The organism is Pseudomonas sp. WPR_5_2 (assembly GCF_003634475.1).
In the GTDB taxonomy this organism is placed as follows: Bacteria; Pseudomonadota; Gammaproteobacteria; order Pseudomonadales; family Pseudomonadaceae; genus Aquipseudomonas; species Aquipseudomonas izuensis.
In genome coordinates this window covers 1,926,617-1,941,708 of sequence record NZ_RBLA01000001.1, presented here as the reverse complement: position 1 = coordinate 1,941,708, position 15,092 = coordinate 1,926,617, and the positions used below count along the sequence as shown (strand labels likewise).

Annotated in this window: 13 protein-coding genes and 1 pseudogene; 9 read left to right on the top strand and 5 right to left on the bottom strand. The window is 60.2% G+C overall.

What is annotated here, in order from left to right; translation table 11 throughout:
• The first annotated feature begins 9 nt into the window (after nt 1-9).
• From BJ917_RS08540 to BJ917_RS08520, 5 genes are all read left to right on the top strand, one after another.
• Complete coding sequence (locus tag BJ917_RS08540; RefSeq protein WP_096512755.1) at nt 10-1,005, top strand: zinc transporter ZntB; 996 nt, start codon at nt 10-12, stop codon at nt 1,003-1,005.
• 63 nt (nt 1,006-1,068) lie between these two features.
• Nucleotides 1,069-1,317, top strand: coding sequence for a hypothetical protein (locus tag BJ917_RS08535; RefSeq protein WP_008017601.1), 249 nt, complete (start codon nt 1,069-1,071; stop codon nt 1,315-1,317).
• Nucleotides 1,318-1,319: 2 nt separating this feature from the next.
• Nucleotides 1,320-2,144, top strand: a complete 825-nt coding sequence (locus tag BJ917_RS08530) for a mechanosensitive ion channel domain-containing protein (RefSeq protein ID WP_096512754.1) — start codon at nt 1,320-1,322, stop codon at nt 2,142-2,144.
• 90 nt (nt 2,145-2,234) lie between these two features.
• A complete protein-coding gene (gene sigX, locus BJ917_RS08525) occupies nt 2,235-2,825 on the top strand; it encodes an RNA polymerase sigma factor SigX (protein WP_075949123.1) in 591 nt (196 codons plus the stop codon).
• 107 nt (nt 2,826-2,932) lie between these two features.
• On the top strand, nt 2,933-3,982 hold the full coding sequence (locus tag BJ917_RS08520) for an OmpA family protein (protein WP_096512753.1): 1,050 nt from the start codon (nt 2,933-2,935) through the stop codon (nt 3,980-3,982).
• A 104-nt stretch (nt 3,983-4,086) separates the two neighbouring features.
• Here the strand turns inward: BJ917_RS08520 and cobA are convergent, their stop codons facing one another.
• The 5 genes from cobA to BJ917_RS08495 form a co-directional block, all read right to left on the bottom strand.
• Entirely contained in the window at nt 4,087-4,854 is a 768-nt protein-coding gene (gene cobA, locus BJ917_RS08515; RefSeq protein ID WP_121103053.1) for a uroporphyrinogen-III C-methyltransferase, read from the bottom strand.
• Nucleotides 4,855-4,994: 140 nt separating this feature from the next.
• Entirely contained in the window at nt 4,995-6,665 is a 1,671-nt protein-coding gene (locus BJ917_RS08510; protein ID WP_121103052.1) for a bifunctional protein-serine/threonine kinase/phosphatase, read from the bottom strand.
• A gap of 7 nt (nt 6,666-6,672) precedes the next feature.
• On the bottom strand, nt 6,673-7,884 hold the full coding sequence (locus tag BJ917_RS08505; RefSeq protein WP_096512750.1) for a NarK/NasA family nitrate transporter: 1,212 nt from the start codon (nt 7,882-7,884) through the stop codon (nt 6,673-6,675).
• A gap of 332 nt (nt 7,885-8,216) precedes the next feature.
• Nucleotides 8,217-8,792: an ANTAR domain-containing response regulator gene (locus tag BJ917_RS08500; protein WP_096512749.1), complete on the bottom strand. Its 576-nt coding sequence runs from the start codon at nt 8,790-8,792 to the stop codon at nt 8,217-8,219.
• A 15-nt stretch (nt 8,793-8,807) separates the two neighbouring features.
• Complete coding sequence (locus tag BJ917_RS08495) at nt 8,808-10,019, bottom strand: CmpA/NrtA family ABC transporter substrate-binding protein (protein ID WP_121103111.1); 1,212 nt, start codon at nt 10,017-10,019, stop codon at nt 8,808-8,810.
• A 225-nt stretch (nt 10,020-10,244) separates the two neighbouring features.
• On the opposite strand from BJ917_RS08495, the gene BJ917_RS08490 reads away from it, so the two are divergent.
• From BJ917_RS08490 to BJ917_RS08475, 4 genes and pseudogenes are all read left to right on the top strand, one after another.
• Nucleotides 10,245-10,979, top strand: coding sequence for a helix-turn-helix domain-containing protein (locus BJ917_RS08490; protein ID WP_121103051.1), 735 nt, complete (start codon nt 10,245-10,247; stop codon nt 10,977-10,979).
• Nucleotides 10,980-10,983: 4 nt separating this feature from the next.
• On the top strand, nt 10,984-12,639 hold the full coding sequence (gene sctC / locus BJ917_RS08485) for a type III secretion system outer membrane ring subunit SctC (RefSeq protein WP_121103050.1): 1,656 nt from the start codon (nt 10,984-10,986) through the stop codon (nt 12,637-12,639).
• Nucleotides 12,636-13,742, top strand: coding sequence for a type III secretion system gatekeeper subunit SctW (sctW, locus tag BJ917_RS08480; protein ID WP_121103049.1), 1,107 nt, complete (start codon nt 12,636-12,638; stop codon nt 13,740-13,742). Before sctC ends, sctW begins: the two co-directional genes overlap by 4 nt.
• Before the next feature lie 23 nt (nt 13,743-13,765).
• Nucleotides 13,766-15,084 (top strand): annotated as a pseudogene (locus tag BJ917_RS08475) (FHIPEP family type III secretion protein).
• Nucleotides 15,085-15,092 lie beyond the last annotated feature (8 nt).

Here is a 15,092-nt window from a genome sequence, read left to right as displayed (position 1 = left end):
GGAGTGCGGATGTTCGAGGAAGAAAACGCGCAATGGGGGCTGGTACATGCCCTGGTGCTGGACGGTAAAGGCGGTGCGCGTTCGATAGCCCGGACAGAACTCGATGACTTGCAGCTGCAGGCCCATGAAAGCCTGTGGCTGCACTGGGATCGCAGTCATCCGCAAACCCAGACCTGGCTGCGCAAAACCAGTGGTTTGAGTGAGTTCAGCTGCGACCTGCTGCTTGAGGAAAACACCCGTCCGCGTCTTTTACAGCTTTCGGACAGCGAACTGCTGCTATTTTTGCGCGGGGTCAACCTCAATCCCGGTGCCGAGCCTGAGGACATGGTGTCGGTGCGGATCTTCGGCTCTGCCCAGCGGGTGATTTCCTTGCGTTTGCGTCCATTGCGCGCCACGGAAGAACTGTTGGCGCAACTGGCGGAAGGCAAGGGGCCAAAAACCGCCTCCGAGCTCATCCTTTATATGGCGCAGTACCTGACCAACAAAGTGCAGGACCTGGTCAGTTGCCTCTCGGAAGTGGTCGATGAGGAAGAAGAAAAGCTGGATGCCGACGAACGGTACACGCCCGAGCATGGAGAGGTTCTGCAGATCCGGCGCCGGGCCGCTGCGTTGAAGCGGTTTCTCGCTCCGCAGCGCGATATTTTCGGTCAGCTGACGCGAATAAAGTTGCCCTGGTTCGTCGAGGACGATGGCGATTACTGGAACGAATTGAACAACAGCCTGACACGTTATCTCGAGGAGCTGGAATTGACCCGGGAGCGCGTGGGGCTGGTCCTGGAGGCTGAGGACCGACGTTTGAGCGTGCGCATGAACCGCACGATGTATCGCTTCGGGATCATCACCGGGGTCTTTTTGCCGATGAGTTTTCTGACCGGTCTTTTGGGGATCAACGTCGGGGGGATTCCGTTATCGGGGAGTCCTTACGGCTTCCTCGTTGCCTGCCTGCTGATGGTCTCGGTGGCGCTCGGGCAGTGGTGGTTGTTCCGACGTTTGCGCTGGGTTTGAACGTGAATCATGTGACCCGACCAAATTTGACCGCGTCTTTCACAGACATCACGAGAGGTGCGTATGCACGATCCGTTTGAACAGTCTTTGCGTGACATGCTCAATGCATCACCGTCCACCCGGGACGACGATGCGTGCCTTGGCCGTGTCCTGAAAACCGCCAACCGCCAGGTCGGTGCCGGCGATCTGTTCAGCCTGCTGGGCCGCTGGCTGCCCGCCCTGATGATCGCCCTGAATAACGGATCGGCCCACGTGGCGCCGGTGTCTCGTCTGCGTAAACCTACCGCTCGCACTGCTGATAAGGCTGATTGAATATGGAACTTGATCTCTGGACACAGAGCCTCGTCACTGCAATGACTGCGTTATGGACCAAGGTTGCGAACTTCATTCCAAACCTGTTTGGCGCACTGGTCGTGCTGCTTCTGGGGTTTGTCGTGGCCAAGCTGCTGGACACGCTGCTCTCCAAATTGCTCGCCAAACTGGGCCTTGACCGCCTGATGGGCGGTACCGGTCTGACCAAACTGCTGTCGCGAGCCGGCCTTCAAGTGCCGATTTCCACGCTGATCGGCAAAATCGTCTATTGGTTCGTTCTGCTGATTTTTCTGGTTTCTGCGGCAGAATCACTTGGACTTGAGCGAGTTTCAGCTACGCTGGATATGCTCGCGCTGTATGTTCCGAAGGTATTCGGCGCAGCGCTGGTGCTGCTGGTGGGCGTCTTGCTGGCGCAACTGGCCAATGGCCTGGTGCGCGGCGCCGCAGAAGGCGTAGGCCTGGACTATGCTTCCGGGCTGGGGCGAATAGCCCAGGGCCTGGTGATCATCATCAGCATTTCGGTCGCGATCAGCCAGTTGGAGGTCAAGACTGACCTGCTCAACCATGTGATCGTAATCGTATTGATTACCGTTGGTCTGGCAGTTGCGCTGGCCATGGGGTTGGGAAGCCGGGAAATTGCCGGTCAGATTCTTGCGGGAATCTATGTGCGTGAGTTGTACCAGGTTGGGCAACAAGTGCGTGTTGGCGAGGTCGAAGGGCAGATCGAAGAGATCGGCACGGTTAAAACCACATTGCTGACCGATGAAGGTGAGCTAGTCTCTCTTTCCAATCGGATCCTCCTCGAGCAGCATGTGAGTAGCCGCTAACCCGGCAAACCCTGCTAATGTATGCCGCCGCAAAATGCCTGCTGATGCTGGCAGCGGCGGACATTGACCTGACTGTCGGCCCGACTTGTTTTGAATAAAGCCCAATCGCTATCCATGCGCTACGACCCCCGCGAGCTCTCTGATGAGGAGTTGGTCGCGCGCTCGCATACCGAGCTGTTTCACGTAACGCGAGCCTATGAAGAACTGATGCGGCGTTACCAACGAACATTATTTAACGTCTGTGCACGATATCTCGGGAACGATCGCGACGCAGATGATGTCTGTCAGGAAGTCATGTTGAAGGTGCTGTATGGACTGAAGAACTTCGAGGGCAAATCGAAGTTCAAGACATGGCTATATAGCATCACGTACAACGAGTGCATCACACAGTATCGGAAAGAACGGCGAAAGCGTCGCTTGATGGACGCCTTGAGTCTGGACCCCCTCGAAGAAGCGTCCGAAGAAAAGGCGCCGAAACCCGAGGAGAAGGGTGGACTCGATCGCTGGCTGGTGTATGTGAACCCGATTGACCGCGAAATTCTGGTGCTACGATTTGTCGCAGAGCTGGAATTTCAGGAGATCGCAGACATCATGCACATGGGTTTGAGTGCAACAAAAATGCGGTACAAACGCGCTCTAGATAAATTGCGTGAGAAATTTGCAGGCATTGCTGAAACTTAGTTCGGCGCAAATATCTCTTACGCGTAGGCAAGTTCTGATAGACTTGCCGCCGAGTTGTCCCCCGGTTTGCGGGACTGCTTCACAATCACCAGATGGGGATTTAACGGATGAAACTGAAAAACACCTTGGGCTTGGCCATTGGTACTCTTATTGCCGCTACTTCGTTCGGCGCTCTGGCACAAGGCCAAGGCGCAGTTGAAGGCGAGCTCAACTACGGGAAGAAGTACAACGACAGCGTTAAGAACGTTGAAGACGGCTACACTCCTGGCGCCTCCATCGGTTACTTCTTGACCGACGACGTGTCGTTGAACGCGACCTACAACAATGACGACCACACCCGTTCGAACAACGGTACTGGCCATCAGAAAATCGAAGGCGACCAGTTCGGTCTGAACGCCCAGTACCACTTCAACAACGCTGGCGACGCTCTGCGTCCATACGTTCAAGGTGGTGTTAAGCACGGCAGCATGACCAACGTAGCCGCTGACGGCCACACCGGTCGTGACCAGTCGACTTTCCTGACTGCAGGCGGTGGCGTTAAGTACTACTTCCTCGAAAACTTCTTCGCCCGTGCTGGCGTAGAAGCCGACTACAAGCTGGACAACGGCAAGTGGGACTACATCCCGTCCGTAGGTCTGGGTGTGAACTTCGGTGGCGGCTCCAAGCCTGCTGCTGCTCCAGTTCCAGCACCGGCTGAAGTCTGCTCCGACAGCGACAACGATGGCGTATGCGACAACGTTGACAAGTGCCCGGACACCCCAGCCAACGTAACTGTTGACGCTGATGGCTGCCCAGCAGTTGCTGAAGTCGTACGTGTAGAGCTGGACGTGAAATTCGACTTCGACAAGTCGGTAGTCAAGCCTAACAGCTACGGCGACATCAAGAACCTGGCTGACTTCATGAAGCAGTACCCATCCACCACCACTACTGTTGAAGGTCACACTGACTCCGTCGGTCCTGACGCTTACAACCAGAAACTGTCCGAGCGTCGTGCAAACGCCGTTAAGCAAGTTCTGACCAACCAGTACGGTGTTGCTCCGTCCCGCGTTCAGTCTGTTGGCTACGGCGAATCCCGCCCAGTTGCTGACAACAAAACTGAAGCTGGCCGTGCTGTAAACCGTCGCGTAGAAGCGCAGGTTGAAGCTCAAGCTAAGTAATTAGCCCGCAGCTCTGAGAAAAGCCCGGCTTAGGCCGGGCTTTTCTTTGCCTGCGATTTGGTGTTTCAGCCCGGACCCGAAAAGATCGCAGCCTGCGGCAGCTCCTACATTGATCCTGCGTAGCGTCCTGTAGGCGCTGCCGCAGGCTGCGATCTTTTGATCTTTTCGTTGGTTGCCACCGCGCCGATGACCAATATGGCTGGGCTTTTCAACTCGAAGTCGTGGGCCGCTTCTTCCATCGACATCAGATTACTCCGACATTCCCGTTGGTGCGGTAGCGAGGCATTTTCGATCATCGCCACCGGCGTGTCTGCCGCCATCCCGCCGGCCAATAGTTGCTGACGAATTTCGCTGAGCTTGGCCACCCCCATGTAAATCACCAGGGTCGTACCGCTCTGGGCCAGCGCCTGCCAGTTCAGGCTGCTGCCGTCCTGAGTATGGGCGGTGACCAGTGTCACGCCGCGCGCCACACCGCGCAGGGTCAGCGGAATATCGCATTGCGTGGCGCCAGCGAGCCCGGCAGTGATGCCATTGACCAGTTCGACCTCAACCCCGCGCTCGCGCAACCACTGTGCCTCCTCACCGCCGCGCCCGAAAATGCACGGGTCGCCGCCCTTGAGTCGCACCACGCATTTGCCCTGGCGCGCGTAACGCAGCATCAGACGATGAATGAACGCTTGTGGCGTTGAGCGGCAGCCGCCACGTTTACCCACGGGAATGATCCGCGCGTTGCCGCAATGCTCGAGTATGGCGTCATTCACCAGATCATCGATCAGCACGACATCTGCTTCGCTCAACGCCCGCACGGCTTTTAGCGTCAACAGCTCCGGATCACCGGGACCCGCACCGACCAGCCAGACTTTTGCATTCATCGTGTTTTCCTCACGGGAAATGGAATAAATCTAAAGATTTGCAGTGATGTTCAGTACGCCTTCGCGAGCAGGCTCGCTCCCACAAGGGAATGCATTTCAACTGTGGGAGCGAGCCTGCTCGCGAAGGGCGCAACTCGGTCTCAACCATGAAATACCGCAAACATCAGCGCCAGATTGATCAACAGCGACCCGAGTGCCAGCGCCCGCCACACCTTCAGCGGCTCGCGCTCCAGCAAGGGCCTCGGGCGTACGCTCAAGCTGCGGCGCTCACCCTGTTCCATCAGCAGCAACCATTCTTCGGCGGTTTCAAAGCGCTGGGCCGGATCCGCCGCCACTGCACGCTCAAGGCTAAGGTTCAACCAGTCCGGCAGGTCAGGGCGATAGCGGCTTGCGCTGACCGGTAATGCAAATCGTGGGCGCTGGAAAGCTTCGATTTCGCCGTAGGGAAAATGCCCGGTGAGCAGGTAGAACAGGGTCACACCGACCGCATACAGGTCCTGTTGCGGCGTCGGCGCTTCACCGCGAAATGCTTCCGGCGCAATGTAGCTGGGGGTTCCGGGGAGGGCCGAGGGCTGGTCTTCGGACAAGCCAGGGCACCAGGCGAGCCCGAAATCCAACAGACGCAACTCGCCGTCGTCTCCCAGCAGCAAGTTTTCCGGTTTGATGTCGCGATGCAGGATCTGCCGCCGGTGCAGCAGGCCAACGGCTTTGAGCAGGCGTTCAGCCAGGTCCTGCCATTGGGCCAACGGCAACGGCCCGGTCTGCGCGTGCAGTTGCGCCAGGGTCGAGCCGGCGTATTCGCGCATCACGTAGTACAAATGCTGACGCTGACTGGCGGTATGGACTTCAGGAAAATGTCGCCCGGCCACCCGCTTGAGAAACCATTCCTCCGAGAGCAGGGCTTGTCCGGCCAAGTGATCATCACGAAGCACACCGGGCAGGGTTTTCAGCAGCCAGGGTTGTTGCTGACTGTCGCGCACCCGATAAAGCAACGACTGCTGGCTCTGGCCGAGTATTGCTTCAACCTGCCAGCCTTCGAAATCCTGGCCCGGTTTCAGCGCCGGCGGCAGTGGCCATTGCTGCAAATGAATCAGCGCATCGCCAATGCTGGTTTCACCGAGGGCATCGACCCGCACCAGCAACGCGCTGGCATTATCCTGGCTGCCGGCCAGGTGCGCAGCCTTTACCAGCGTCTGCGCGGCGCTGTCGAGGTCCGGTTGGTCGCGCAGAATCGTGGCAATCGCGGTATCGCCCAGCACCGCCCAGATACCGTCGCTGAGCAGCACAAAACTCTCGTCCAGGCGTAATTCACCGTCGAGAAAGTCCAGCACCAGGTGCTGATCGAGTCCCAGTGCCCGCTTGAGCACATGCTGCATGCCCGGTTGATCCCACACGTGATCTTCACTGACCCGCTGCAATTGCTCGGCATGCCAGCGATACACCCGGCAATCGCCGACATGGGCCAGGGTAAAACGCTTGCCGCGCAAGACCAGGGCGCTGACGGTGGTCAGCAAAGGCTGCCCACCGCCGTTGGCCTGCAACCAGCGGTTCTGCGCCAGCAGCAAGCGATCCAGCGCCTGGGCGACGCTCCAGGTCTCCGGGGTGGCGTAGTAGTCCAGCGCCAGTGCCTGCAACGTCGAGCGGGCGGCCAGGCCGCCATCGGCGCACTGGCTGACGCCGTCGGCGATGGCGAACAAGTAACCCTTGCTGGCCGCCAGCGCCGGGGCCGGTGTGACCAGGCGCAGGGCGTCCTGATTCTCGTCTCGCGGACCGGTGGCGCTGGCTTGGGCGAAGCTCAGTTGCAGGCTCATGGCTGCGTCAGACCCGCGCAGCGGTCACGGCGGCCGAACCCCAGGTGGTTCTCCAGCGACGTTTCACACCGTGCAGACCGAACCAGGCGAGGACGCCAAGGCTGGCGAACAGCCACAACGCCATCTGGTAGCTGCCGGTGCTTTGCTTGATCGCGCCCATGCCTGCCGCCAGGGCAAACCCGCCGATGCCGCCGGCCATGCCGATCAGGCCGGTCATCACGCCGATCTCCCGCCGAAAGCGCTGTGGGACCAACTGGAACACCGCGCCGTTGCCTGCCCCCAAACCGAGCATGGTGCAGACGAACAGTGCCAGCGCTGCAATGGAGCTTGGCAGATTGAAACCCACGGCCGCGATGCAGATCGCCGCCACGGTGTACATCGCCAGCAAGGTGCGGATGCCGCCGAAGCGATCAGCCAGTGCGCCACCCAATGGACGCATCAGGCTGCCACCGAACACGCAGGCCGCCGTGTAGTAACCGGCCGTTACCGGGCTCAGGCCGTACTGGTCGTTGAAATAGCCGGGCAGGGCGCTGGCCAGGCCGATGAAACCGCCAAAGGTCACACTGTAGAAAAACATGAACCACCAACTGTCGCGGTCGCCCAGGGCCTTGAAGTAGTCGGCCATCGATTTGGCTTTCGGCCGCTCGGGGGCGTTTTTGGCCAGCCAGGCGAAGACGATCAGGGTCAGGATCAGCGGGATCAGGGCGAAGCCGAAGACGTTGCTCCAGCCAAACGCCGCCGCCAGCACCGGTGCGATCAACGCGGCCAGTACGGTCCCTGAATTACCGGCCCCGGCGATGCCCATGGCCTTGCCTTGATGCTGCGGCGGGTACCACTGCGAGGCGAGGGGCAGGGCCACTGCGAACGAGGCTCCGGCCATGCCGAGGAACAGCCCCAGCAGCAGCGCTTGCTCATAGCTGTGGATGCCGAGTTTCCAGGCCCCGAACAGTGCACAAATGACGATCACTTGACCGATCAGGCCGGCGGTTTTCGGTGACAGGCGATCAGCCAGCATGCCCATCACAAAGCGCAATACCGCCCCGGCCAGGATCGGCGTAGCCACCACCAGTCCGCGTTGTTGGGTGGTCAGGTGCAAGTCACCGGCGATTTGCACCGCCAGGGGGCCAAGCAGGTACCAGACCATGAAGCTCAGGTCGAAATACAGGAAGGCCGCGAACAGGGTCGGGGTATGGCCGGATTTCCAGAAGCTTGAATTCATCGCGCACCTCAGCTGATAGGAGTCTCGAACGGGAGTCATGCAGGTGGGGCGCCGAAGGGCCGCACCACCGGCCCCGGGCTATGGGGCCAAAACAAAAAAACGCCGCTACCCGATTCGCCAGGGGCAAATGGGGTGAGCGACGTCTTTGTCGTGGGTGGGGCAACCGCCGTTGGTTACCTGTGATGATTACTTAGCCAGATTTGTGCCAACAGCCGAAACCGTGGTGCACCCTTCGCGAGCAGGCTCGCTCCCACAGGGGAATTGCGCCGTACACCAATCAACTGTGGGAGCGAGCCTGCTCGCGAAGGCGATAGAACATTCACCACAAGGCTTCAGCCAAGCAACTCACTCATGGCAATGATTTGCTCCGCCACCTGAATCAGCTTCTGCTGACGGCTCATGGCCTGGCGGCGCATCAGGGTGTAGGCCTGTTCCTCGTTGCAGTTCTTCATTTTCATCAGCAGCCCTTTGGCCAGCTCGATGCGCTTGCGCTCGGCCAGTTGCTGGTCGCGGGCGTGCAGTTGGGCGCGCAGGGCCTGGTCGCTTTCGAAACGCGCCATGGCCACGTCGAGAATCGGCTGCAAGCGTTGTGCGTGAATGCCTTCGACGATGTAGGCACTGACCCCGGACTTGATCGCCTGGCGCATCACGTCGGGGTCGTGTTCATCGGTAAACATCACGATCGGCCGTGGCTGGTCGCGGCTCACCAACACCACTTGCTCCATGACATCGCGGCTCGGTGACTCGGTATCGATCAGAATCACGTCCGGACGCACCGTTTCGACGCGTTCGGGCAGGTCAATGGTCAGCCCGGACTCGTCGATCACCTCGAAGCCGGCTTCGGTCAGGGCCGCTTTCAGGCGCCCGACTTTTTTCGCGGTGTCGTTGATCAGCAGGATACGCAACATATTCGCAGTCTCCTGTCAGTGGCTGGCGATAAGGGGCGAGTTGTCGCTCATGGCGTGTAGTTTGAAGCTTCGGGCATAACCGGCCGGATCAGAGCCGTCCCAGACCTTGCCGTCGATCAACTGGCTGCTGCGCATTTCCGTGCCCAACGCGGCGACACCGACGGCACTGGCGGCCTCCCGGTACACCTCCAGTTGCTGGACCTGTCGGGCCACCGCGAGGTAGTCCGGGTCGTCGCGCAACAGCCCCCAGCGGCGGAACTGGGTCATGAACCACATGCCATCGGACAGGTACGGCAAATTGACCGCGCCCTCACCGTGGAAACGCAAGGCGTGCGGGTCTTGCCAGCGATTGCCGAGACCGTCGGCGTACTCGCCCAGCAGGCGAGGTTCGATGCAGTCGAGCGGGGCGTCGAGGTACTGCGGCGCGCTGAGCAATTGTGCAGTGCTGCGGCGATTTTCGACGCTGTCTTCAATGAAACGGCTGGCTTGCAGGATTGCCATCACCAATGCCCGGGCGGTATTGGGGTATTGCTCGACGAAGGCGCGGGTGCAGCCCAGGACTTTTTCCGGGTGGTCGGGCCAGAGGGTCTGGGTCGTTGCCAGGGTAAAGCCGAGATCCTGTTGCACCGCGCTGGCGGACCAGGGCTCGCCAACGCAGAAACCGTCGATGCGGCCGGCTTGCAGGTGCGCGACCATTTGCGGCGGCGGCACCACCACACTGTCGACATCCTGCAACGGATGGATGCCCTGGCTGGCGAGCCAGTAATACAGCCACATGGCATGGGTGCCGGTGGGAAAGGTCTGGGCGAAGGTCAGTTTTGGGCGAGTTTGGTGCACGTGCCGGTGCAGTGCTTCAGGACCGGTCACGCCCAGGCCCTGCAAGCCACGAGAAAGATTGAGGCTCTGGCCGTTCTGGTTCAGGCCCATGAGCACGGCCATGTCGGTCGGAGCCACGCCACCGATGCCCAGGTGCACGGCGTAGATCAAGCCGTACAGGCTGTGGGCAGCGTCGAGTTCGCCGCTGACCAGTTTGTCCCGCAGATTGGCCCAGGATGGCTGGCGCTTGAGGTTCAGGGTCAGCCCGTAGGGCTGGGCGAAGCCCTGGGTGGCGGCGACGACCACCGAGGCGCAGTCACTCAGGGCCATGAAGCCCAGATTGATTTCGGTCTTTTCCGGGGCATCGCTGCCATTGACCCAGGCCAGAGGGCCGGCGGACGGTTCGTTCATCGCGTATTCACCTTGCAAAAAAAACGTCGTACCGGTGGCCTTGCGCACGCAAGTCCGGTCACGACGTCATTGTCCTGGCACTCACACCGTCGTTGGCGCGGGTGCTGATGCCTGAACGGGTGCAAGGCATATGCCAGCCGGGGTTTCATCAGCTTTTCATCAGGATTCAACGCGCCATGTCTTTCATCCTGCCGGCCCTTGATCGTCAGGCCGAAGGAGGTTGGCGTGCACATCGAATCTCTACGCGACACGCATTTCCCGGATGCCCGTTCCAGCGAGCGGGTGCTGCATCTGCGTGTCAGCGAATCCCCCGTGCAACTGGTCTCGCAACAGTGCGCGACGGTCGGCTGCCTGCCGACAGGTTGGGAAGGGCTGATTGCGATGAGCGGTGCATTCGAGGCGCACGGCAGCATGCAGGCGCTGCCGATTGCGCAAGCACCGTTGGTGAAGTTGCAAGTGTTCATCGATCTGGGGAACGCGCTGAATGATCAACGGCCTGGCCCGGCTCCCTGGGCGGCATTGCCGGTGGCTTACCCCACCGTTCAGTGCGAGCGCGCGCTGGAGCGCTGGTACATCGAACAGTCCATGGTCGGTGGTGTGGCCTACCAGGCCTTTGCCAGCGTGTTGCGTCATACCGAGGGTTACGGACTGGTGCGCTTTCTGCTGGAACAGGGCACCCACAGCGAAAAGCTGACCACCCTGGCGCAGCGCTATGGCGTCTCTGTGTCGCATTTTCGCCGACTGTGCCGGAAGGCACTGGGTACGGCAGCCAAGCCTGCCCTGCGCGGCTGGCGGACGGCCCAGGCGCTGTTGAACATGAGTCTGCAGGGCGGTTCCCTGACGGATGTGGCGCTGGAGTTCGGTTTTGCCTCTTCTTCGCATTTCTCCAAGGAAATCCGCGAACTGGTGGGCTTCACGCCCAGCAGCCTGGCCGACATTACCTATTTACCAGGCAAGTGAGCCGATGAACCGCCTAATTCACTCTTTGTATGTTTTGCCCTTCTGGCTGGGTGCCACGTTGATCATCGTGCCGTTGGCCGCGCAGGCCGATATCTATGAATTCGAGGCCCGCGAACAGAGCGCGCGGACTTTTTTCAGCGAGTTGTCCGGATCGCTTGGCAAGCCGGTCATCGTCAGCAAGGCCGCTGCGGCCAAGCGCATTTCCGGTACGTTCGATCTGCGTAAACCGCAACAGACCTTTGAGCGAGTCAGCTTGAAAATGGGTTTGATCTGGTACACCGACGGCCAGGCAATTTACCTGTATGACGCCCCGGAAATCAAAAGCTCGATGGTGTCACTGCAAACCCTGACGGTGGCCAGGCTTCAGGCGTTTCTTGAGCGTTCCGGGTTGCACGATGTGCGTTATCCACTGCGCCATGACGGTCTGCGTACTTTTCATGTGTCGGGTCCGCCGATGTATGTCGACCTGGTGGTGCAAGCGGCCGGGATGATGGATAACCAGCGTTCGGAGTTGTTGCTGGGCAAGCAGCAGATCGGTGTCATCCAGGTACACAATACCTTTGTCAGCGACCGCAAATACGAGCTGCGCGATGACAAGGTGACCCTCCCCGGACTGGCCACCGTGATCGAGGAATTATTGCGTGGCGAGAAGCGCGAGGTCGAGCCGTCGGTGGCGCACGCCCCTGCACCGCGACCGCAGGGGTTGATGCCGGCGTTTCCCCTGGAAGGCCTGGCGACCAGCCCGTCGGATCGGGACCCGGCAGCGCCGCGCATCCTTGCGCGGGACATGGCCGCCGGAAACATTCGGGTGGTGGCCTATCCGGATACCAACAGCCTGCTGGTCAAGGGGTTGCCGGAGCAAGTGCGTTTTATCGAGAACCTGGTGAGCGCGCTGGACACGCCGAAACGACATGTGGAGTTGTCGCTGTGGATCATTGATTTGCACAAGGACGAACTCAACCAGCTGGGCATCAACTGGCAAGGCGCCGTGAATACGGGCGGGAAATTTTCCGCTTCCCTCAATGCCGGCTCGGCGACCACCCTCGATGGTGCGTCGTTCGTGACCCAGGTCATGGCACTGGAACGCACCAACCGGGCGAATGTGGTGTCGCGGCCGGTGATCCTGACGCAGGAAAACGTTCCGGCGATCTTCGACAACAACCGCACGTTTTATGCCCCGCTGGTGGGGGAGCGCAGTGTCGATTTGCAGCACGTGACCTACGGCACGCTGGTGAGCGTACTGCCCCGTTTTGCCCAGGCGGACGAGGTCGAAATGTCGCTCAACATCGAGGACGGCAACGAAGTCGAAAGACCTGATCAGGACAAGCCGCCGGGTACATTGCCAACGGTCGGCCGCACACGTATCAGCACGGTGGCGCGGGTGCCCCAGGGCAAGAGCCTGTTGGTGGGTGGTTTCACCCGCGATGACAACAGTGAGCAAGTCGGTCGCATACCGGTTCTGGGTTCGATTCCGTGGGTCGGGCGCTTGTTCAGCTATCGGCAGAACCGTTCGGCCAACACGGTGCGGGTGTTCTTGATCCAACCCAAGGAAATTCGCAACGCACTGGAGCCCACCACGGCAGAGCCGGCTACACGATTGCTGACCCCGGAGCAGCACGAGCGTGTGCGCCGGTCCTATTTTCGGGCAGCCGTACAATGATTCTGCCATCGATTTCCACGGGCGGGCGAGCCGCCCAGGCACGGCTGAATGCCGAGAAGGCCGCCGAACATCCACAGCCTCAGGCGGATGCAGACATCGATCTCGATGACAGCGGTACGGCTGCTGCTGTCGGGCGTTTTGTACAGATCAGCGATGAAATGTCGGCAGCGCTGGCGCAGTTCCGTGGCCGACGGCACTTCGAACTCAAATCCGACACGCTGGCCGATAATTTCGAGCGGGTGCTGGACGACGACACGGTGCCCAAGGCACGGCAGATTCTCAACCTTGCGCGGCTGACGGACAAACCTGTCACCTGGCTACTGCAAATGGTGCGACATCTGTTCCCCGACGATAGCGACCTGGCGTTGGTGCTGCGGGAACTGTTGCGCCGAAAAAAGCTGGAAACGACTACTCGTCAACGACTCGAAACGTTGTTGCAGACGGTGGTTGCCCAAGGCTCCCCCAAGCGTATGAATGCCGGGATTAACGCTGCCCTCAAAGCCCGGATGTTCGGTAAAAGCATGGCGGTGCGCGCAGCACTGTTGCGCGAGACCTACCGCGATTTTCTCGAGTCCGACGAAGGCCCGGTCGATTGCTATCAGGACTGGATTGCGTTGTACGGGCCACTCCAGCGCAAGAACGTTCTGGTCTTTATCGAAGCGGCGTTGCTCACCGACATCAGCGCCCAGGACCCGAGTTGCTCGCGCGCAGAATTTGGTCATCTGCTGGCCCGGGTGAACGACCTCAAGCGCCTGCGTTCGGCCGATGACTTATTCATCGGCAGCCTGCTCGGTGACGCGCTCATCTGTCGGCATAACCCCCACGAGCCTGACTGGCTGGTGTTCCTGCTTGGCGTGTTGGCCTACCCCGATGAGCTCGATCAACTGTTGCTCGGCGCATTGGGCGAGCGGGTGCTGCTGAGTCCGCACCGTGAACGCTCGACCGTGCTGCAGACGCTGCGTCGGCACAGCCTGCAATTGCCGACGCCCCTGTTTGCCGACGAAGAAGCGCCGGTGCGCCTGGCCCAACAGTTCATGCGGCTGGCCGACATTGCCTACGCCCACGAATGTATCGAACAGCGACGTCTCGGCGGTTGCCCGTGACTTTTTTGCGGAACTGACCTGCCATGCTCAATGTGTTTTTGCGAAACGTCGGCGCTCGTCCGGAGCTGCTGATCCTGACGCTGATGGTGATGATCATCGCCATGCTGATCATTCCACTGCCGACGGCGCTGGTGGATTTTCTCATCGGCCTGAACATCGTCATTTCGCTGCTGGTGTTCATGGGCTCGTTCTACATCGAACGCATCCTCAGCTTTTCGACATTCCCGGCCTTGCTGCTATTGACCACCTTGTTTCGCCTGGCACTGTCGATCAGCACCAGCCGCCTGATTCTCAGTCAGGCCGATGCGGGGGAGATCATCGCGTCGTTCGGTGAGTTCGTGATCGGCGAAAGTCTGGTGGTGGGTTGATGTTGCTGGTGCCCACGGCGCGGCTGGAGGAACTGAACAAGGCCCGCTGGGCCGCGCGTTTTCGCAGCCAGTTTTTCGTCGACTACGGGTTGCGCATTCCGGAACCGCAGCTGCGTGCCAGCGAGGCGTTGCCGACCCATCAAGTGGCGGTGCTGATCAATGAAGTGCGCGCCGAGCAGTTCGATATCCATTTTGATCACTGGCGCCTGCTCGACTATTCGCCAGAGCTGGAGCCCCTGGGTTTTGCCCTGGTACGCGGCAACGACAGCAACCGTCTGGGCGGTGTCTGGGTCAACGCCGGCGACAGGGAGCGGGTGCAGCAGTTGGGGTATCACCTGCGTCCGGCGGACGAGGAATGCTATCGCTGCCTGGTCACGCTGTTGGCGCGCAACATCCAGGAGTTTTTCGGGGTGCAGGAAACCAAGCAGTTGCTGGACGAAATGGAATCGCGCTACCCCGATTTGCTCAAGGAAGTCTATCGCCACGTCACGGTGCAAAAGATCGCCGAGGTGCTGCAGCGGTTGATCGGCGAGCGCATTTCCGTGCGCAACATGAAGCTCGTTCTCGAGTCGCTGGCGCATTGGGCATCGCGGGAAAAGGACGTGCTGGCACTGGTCGAGCACGTTCGCGGCGCGATGGCCCGCTACATCAGCAACAAGTTCGCCCAGGGCAATGACTTGCGTGTGCTGCTGTTGTCACCGGAGTTCGAAGAGGTGGTGCGGCGGGGCATTCGACAAACCTCGGGCGGCAGTTTCATCAACCTGGAACCGGCGGAGTCGGAGGATTTGATGGACCGACTGACTGTCGGTCTGGACAGCGTGCACATCGCGCACAAGGACATGGTGTTGCTGTGTTCGGTCGATGTAAGGCGCTACATCAAGAAGCTGATCGAGGGGCGGTTCCGGGAGCTGGACGTGATGTCGTTCGGCGAAGTCTCCGAGACCGTCTCCGTCAATGTCATCAAGACGCTGTAAGGAAAACC

Excerpts from the sequence above, each read along its gene's own strand:
- BJ917_RS08500 (WP_096512749.1), bottom strand. The coding sequence starts at position 8,792 with ATGTTGCGTATCCTGCTGATCAACGACACCGCGAAAAAAGTCGGGCGC.
- cobA (WP_121103053.1), bottom strand. The coding sequence starts at position 4,854 with ATGAATGCAAAAGTCTGGCTGGTCGGTGCGGGTCCCGGTGATCCGGAG.
- sctW (WP_121103049.1), top strand. The coding sequence starts at position 12,636 with ATGATTCTGCCATCGATTTCCACGGGCGGGCGAGCCGCCCAGGCACGG.
- BJ917_RS08495 (WP_121103111.1), bottom strand. The coding sequence starts at position 10,019 with ATGAACGAACCGTCCGCCGGCCCTCTGGCCTGGGTCAATGGCAGCGAT.
- BJ917_RS08505 (WP_096512750.1), bottom strand. The coding sequence starts at position 7,884 with ATGAATTCAAGCTTCTGGAAATCCGGCCATACCCCGACCCTGTTCGCG.
- BJ917_RS08530 (WP_096512754.1), top strand. The coding sequence starts at position 1,320 with ATGGAACTTGATCTCTGGACACAGAGCCTCGTCACTGCAATGACTGCG.
- BJ917_RS08510 (WP_121103052.1), bottom strand. The coding sequence starts at position 6,665 with ATGAGCCTGCAACTGAGCTTCGCCCAAGCCAGCGCCACCGGTCCGCGA.
- BJ917_RS08540 (WP_096512755.1), top strand. The coding sequence starts at position 10 with ATGTTCGAGGAAGAAAACGCGCAATGGGGGCTGGTACATGCCCTGGTG.
- sctC (WP_121103050.1), top strand. The coding sequence starts at position 10,984 with ATGAACCGCCTAATTCACTCTTTGTATGTTTTGCCCTTCTGGCTGGGT.
- BJ917_RS08520 (WP_096512753.1), top strand. The coding sequence starts at position 2,933 with ATGAAACTGAAAAACACCTTGGGCTTGGCCATTGGTACTCTTATTGCC.
- BJ917_RS08535 (WP_008017601.1), top strand. The coding sequence starts at position 1,069 with ATGCACGATCCGTTTGAACAGTCTTTGCGTGACATGCTCAATGCATCA.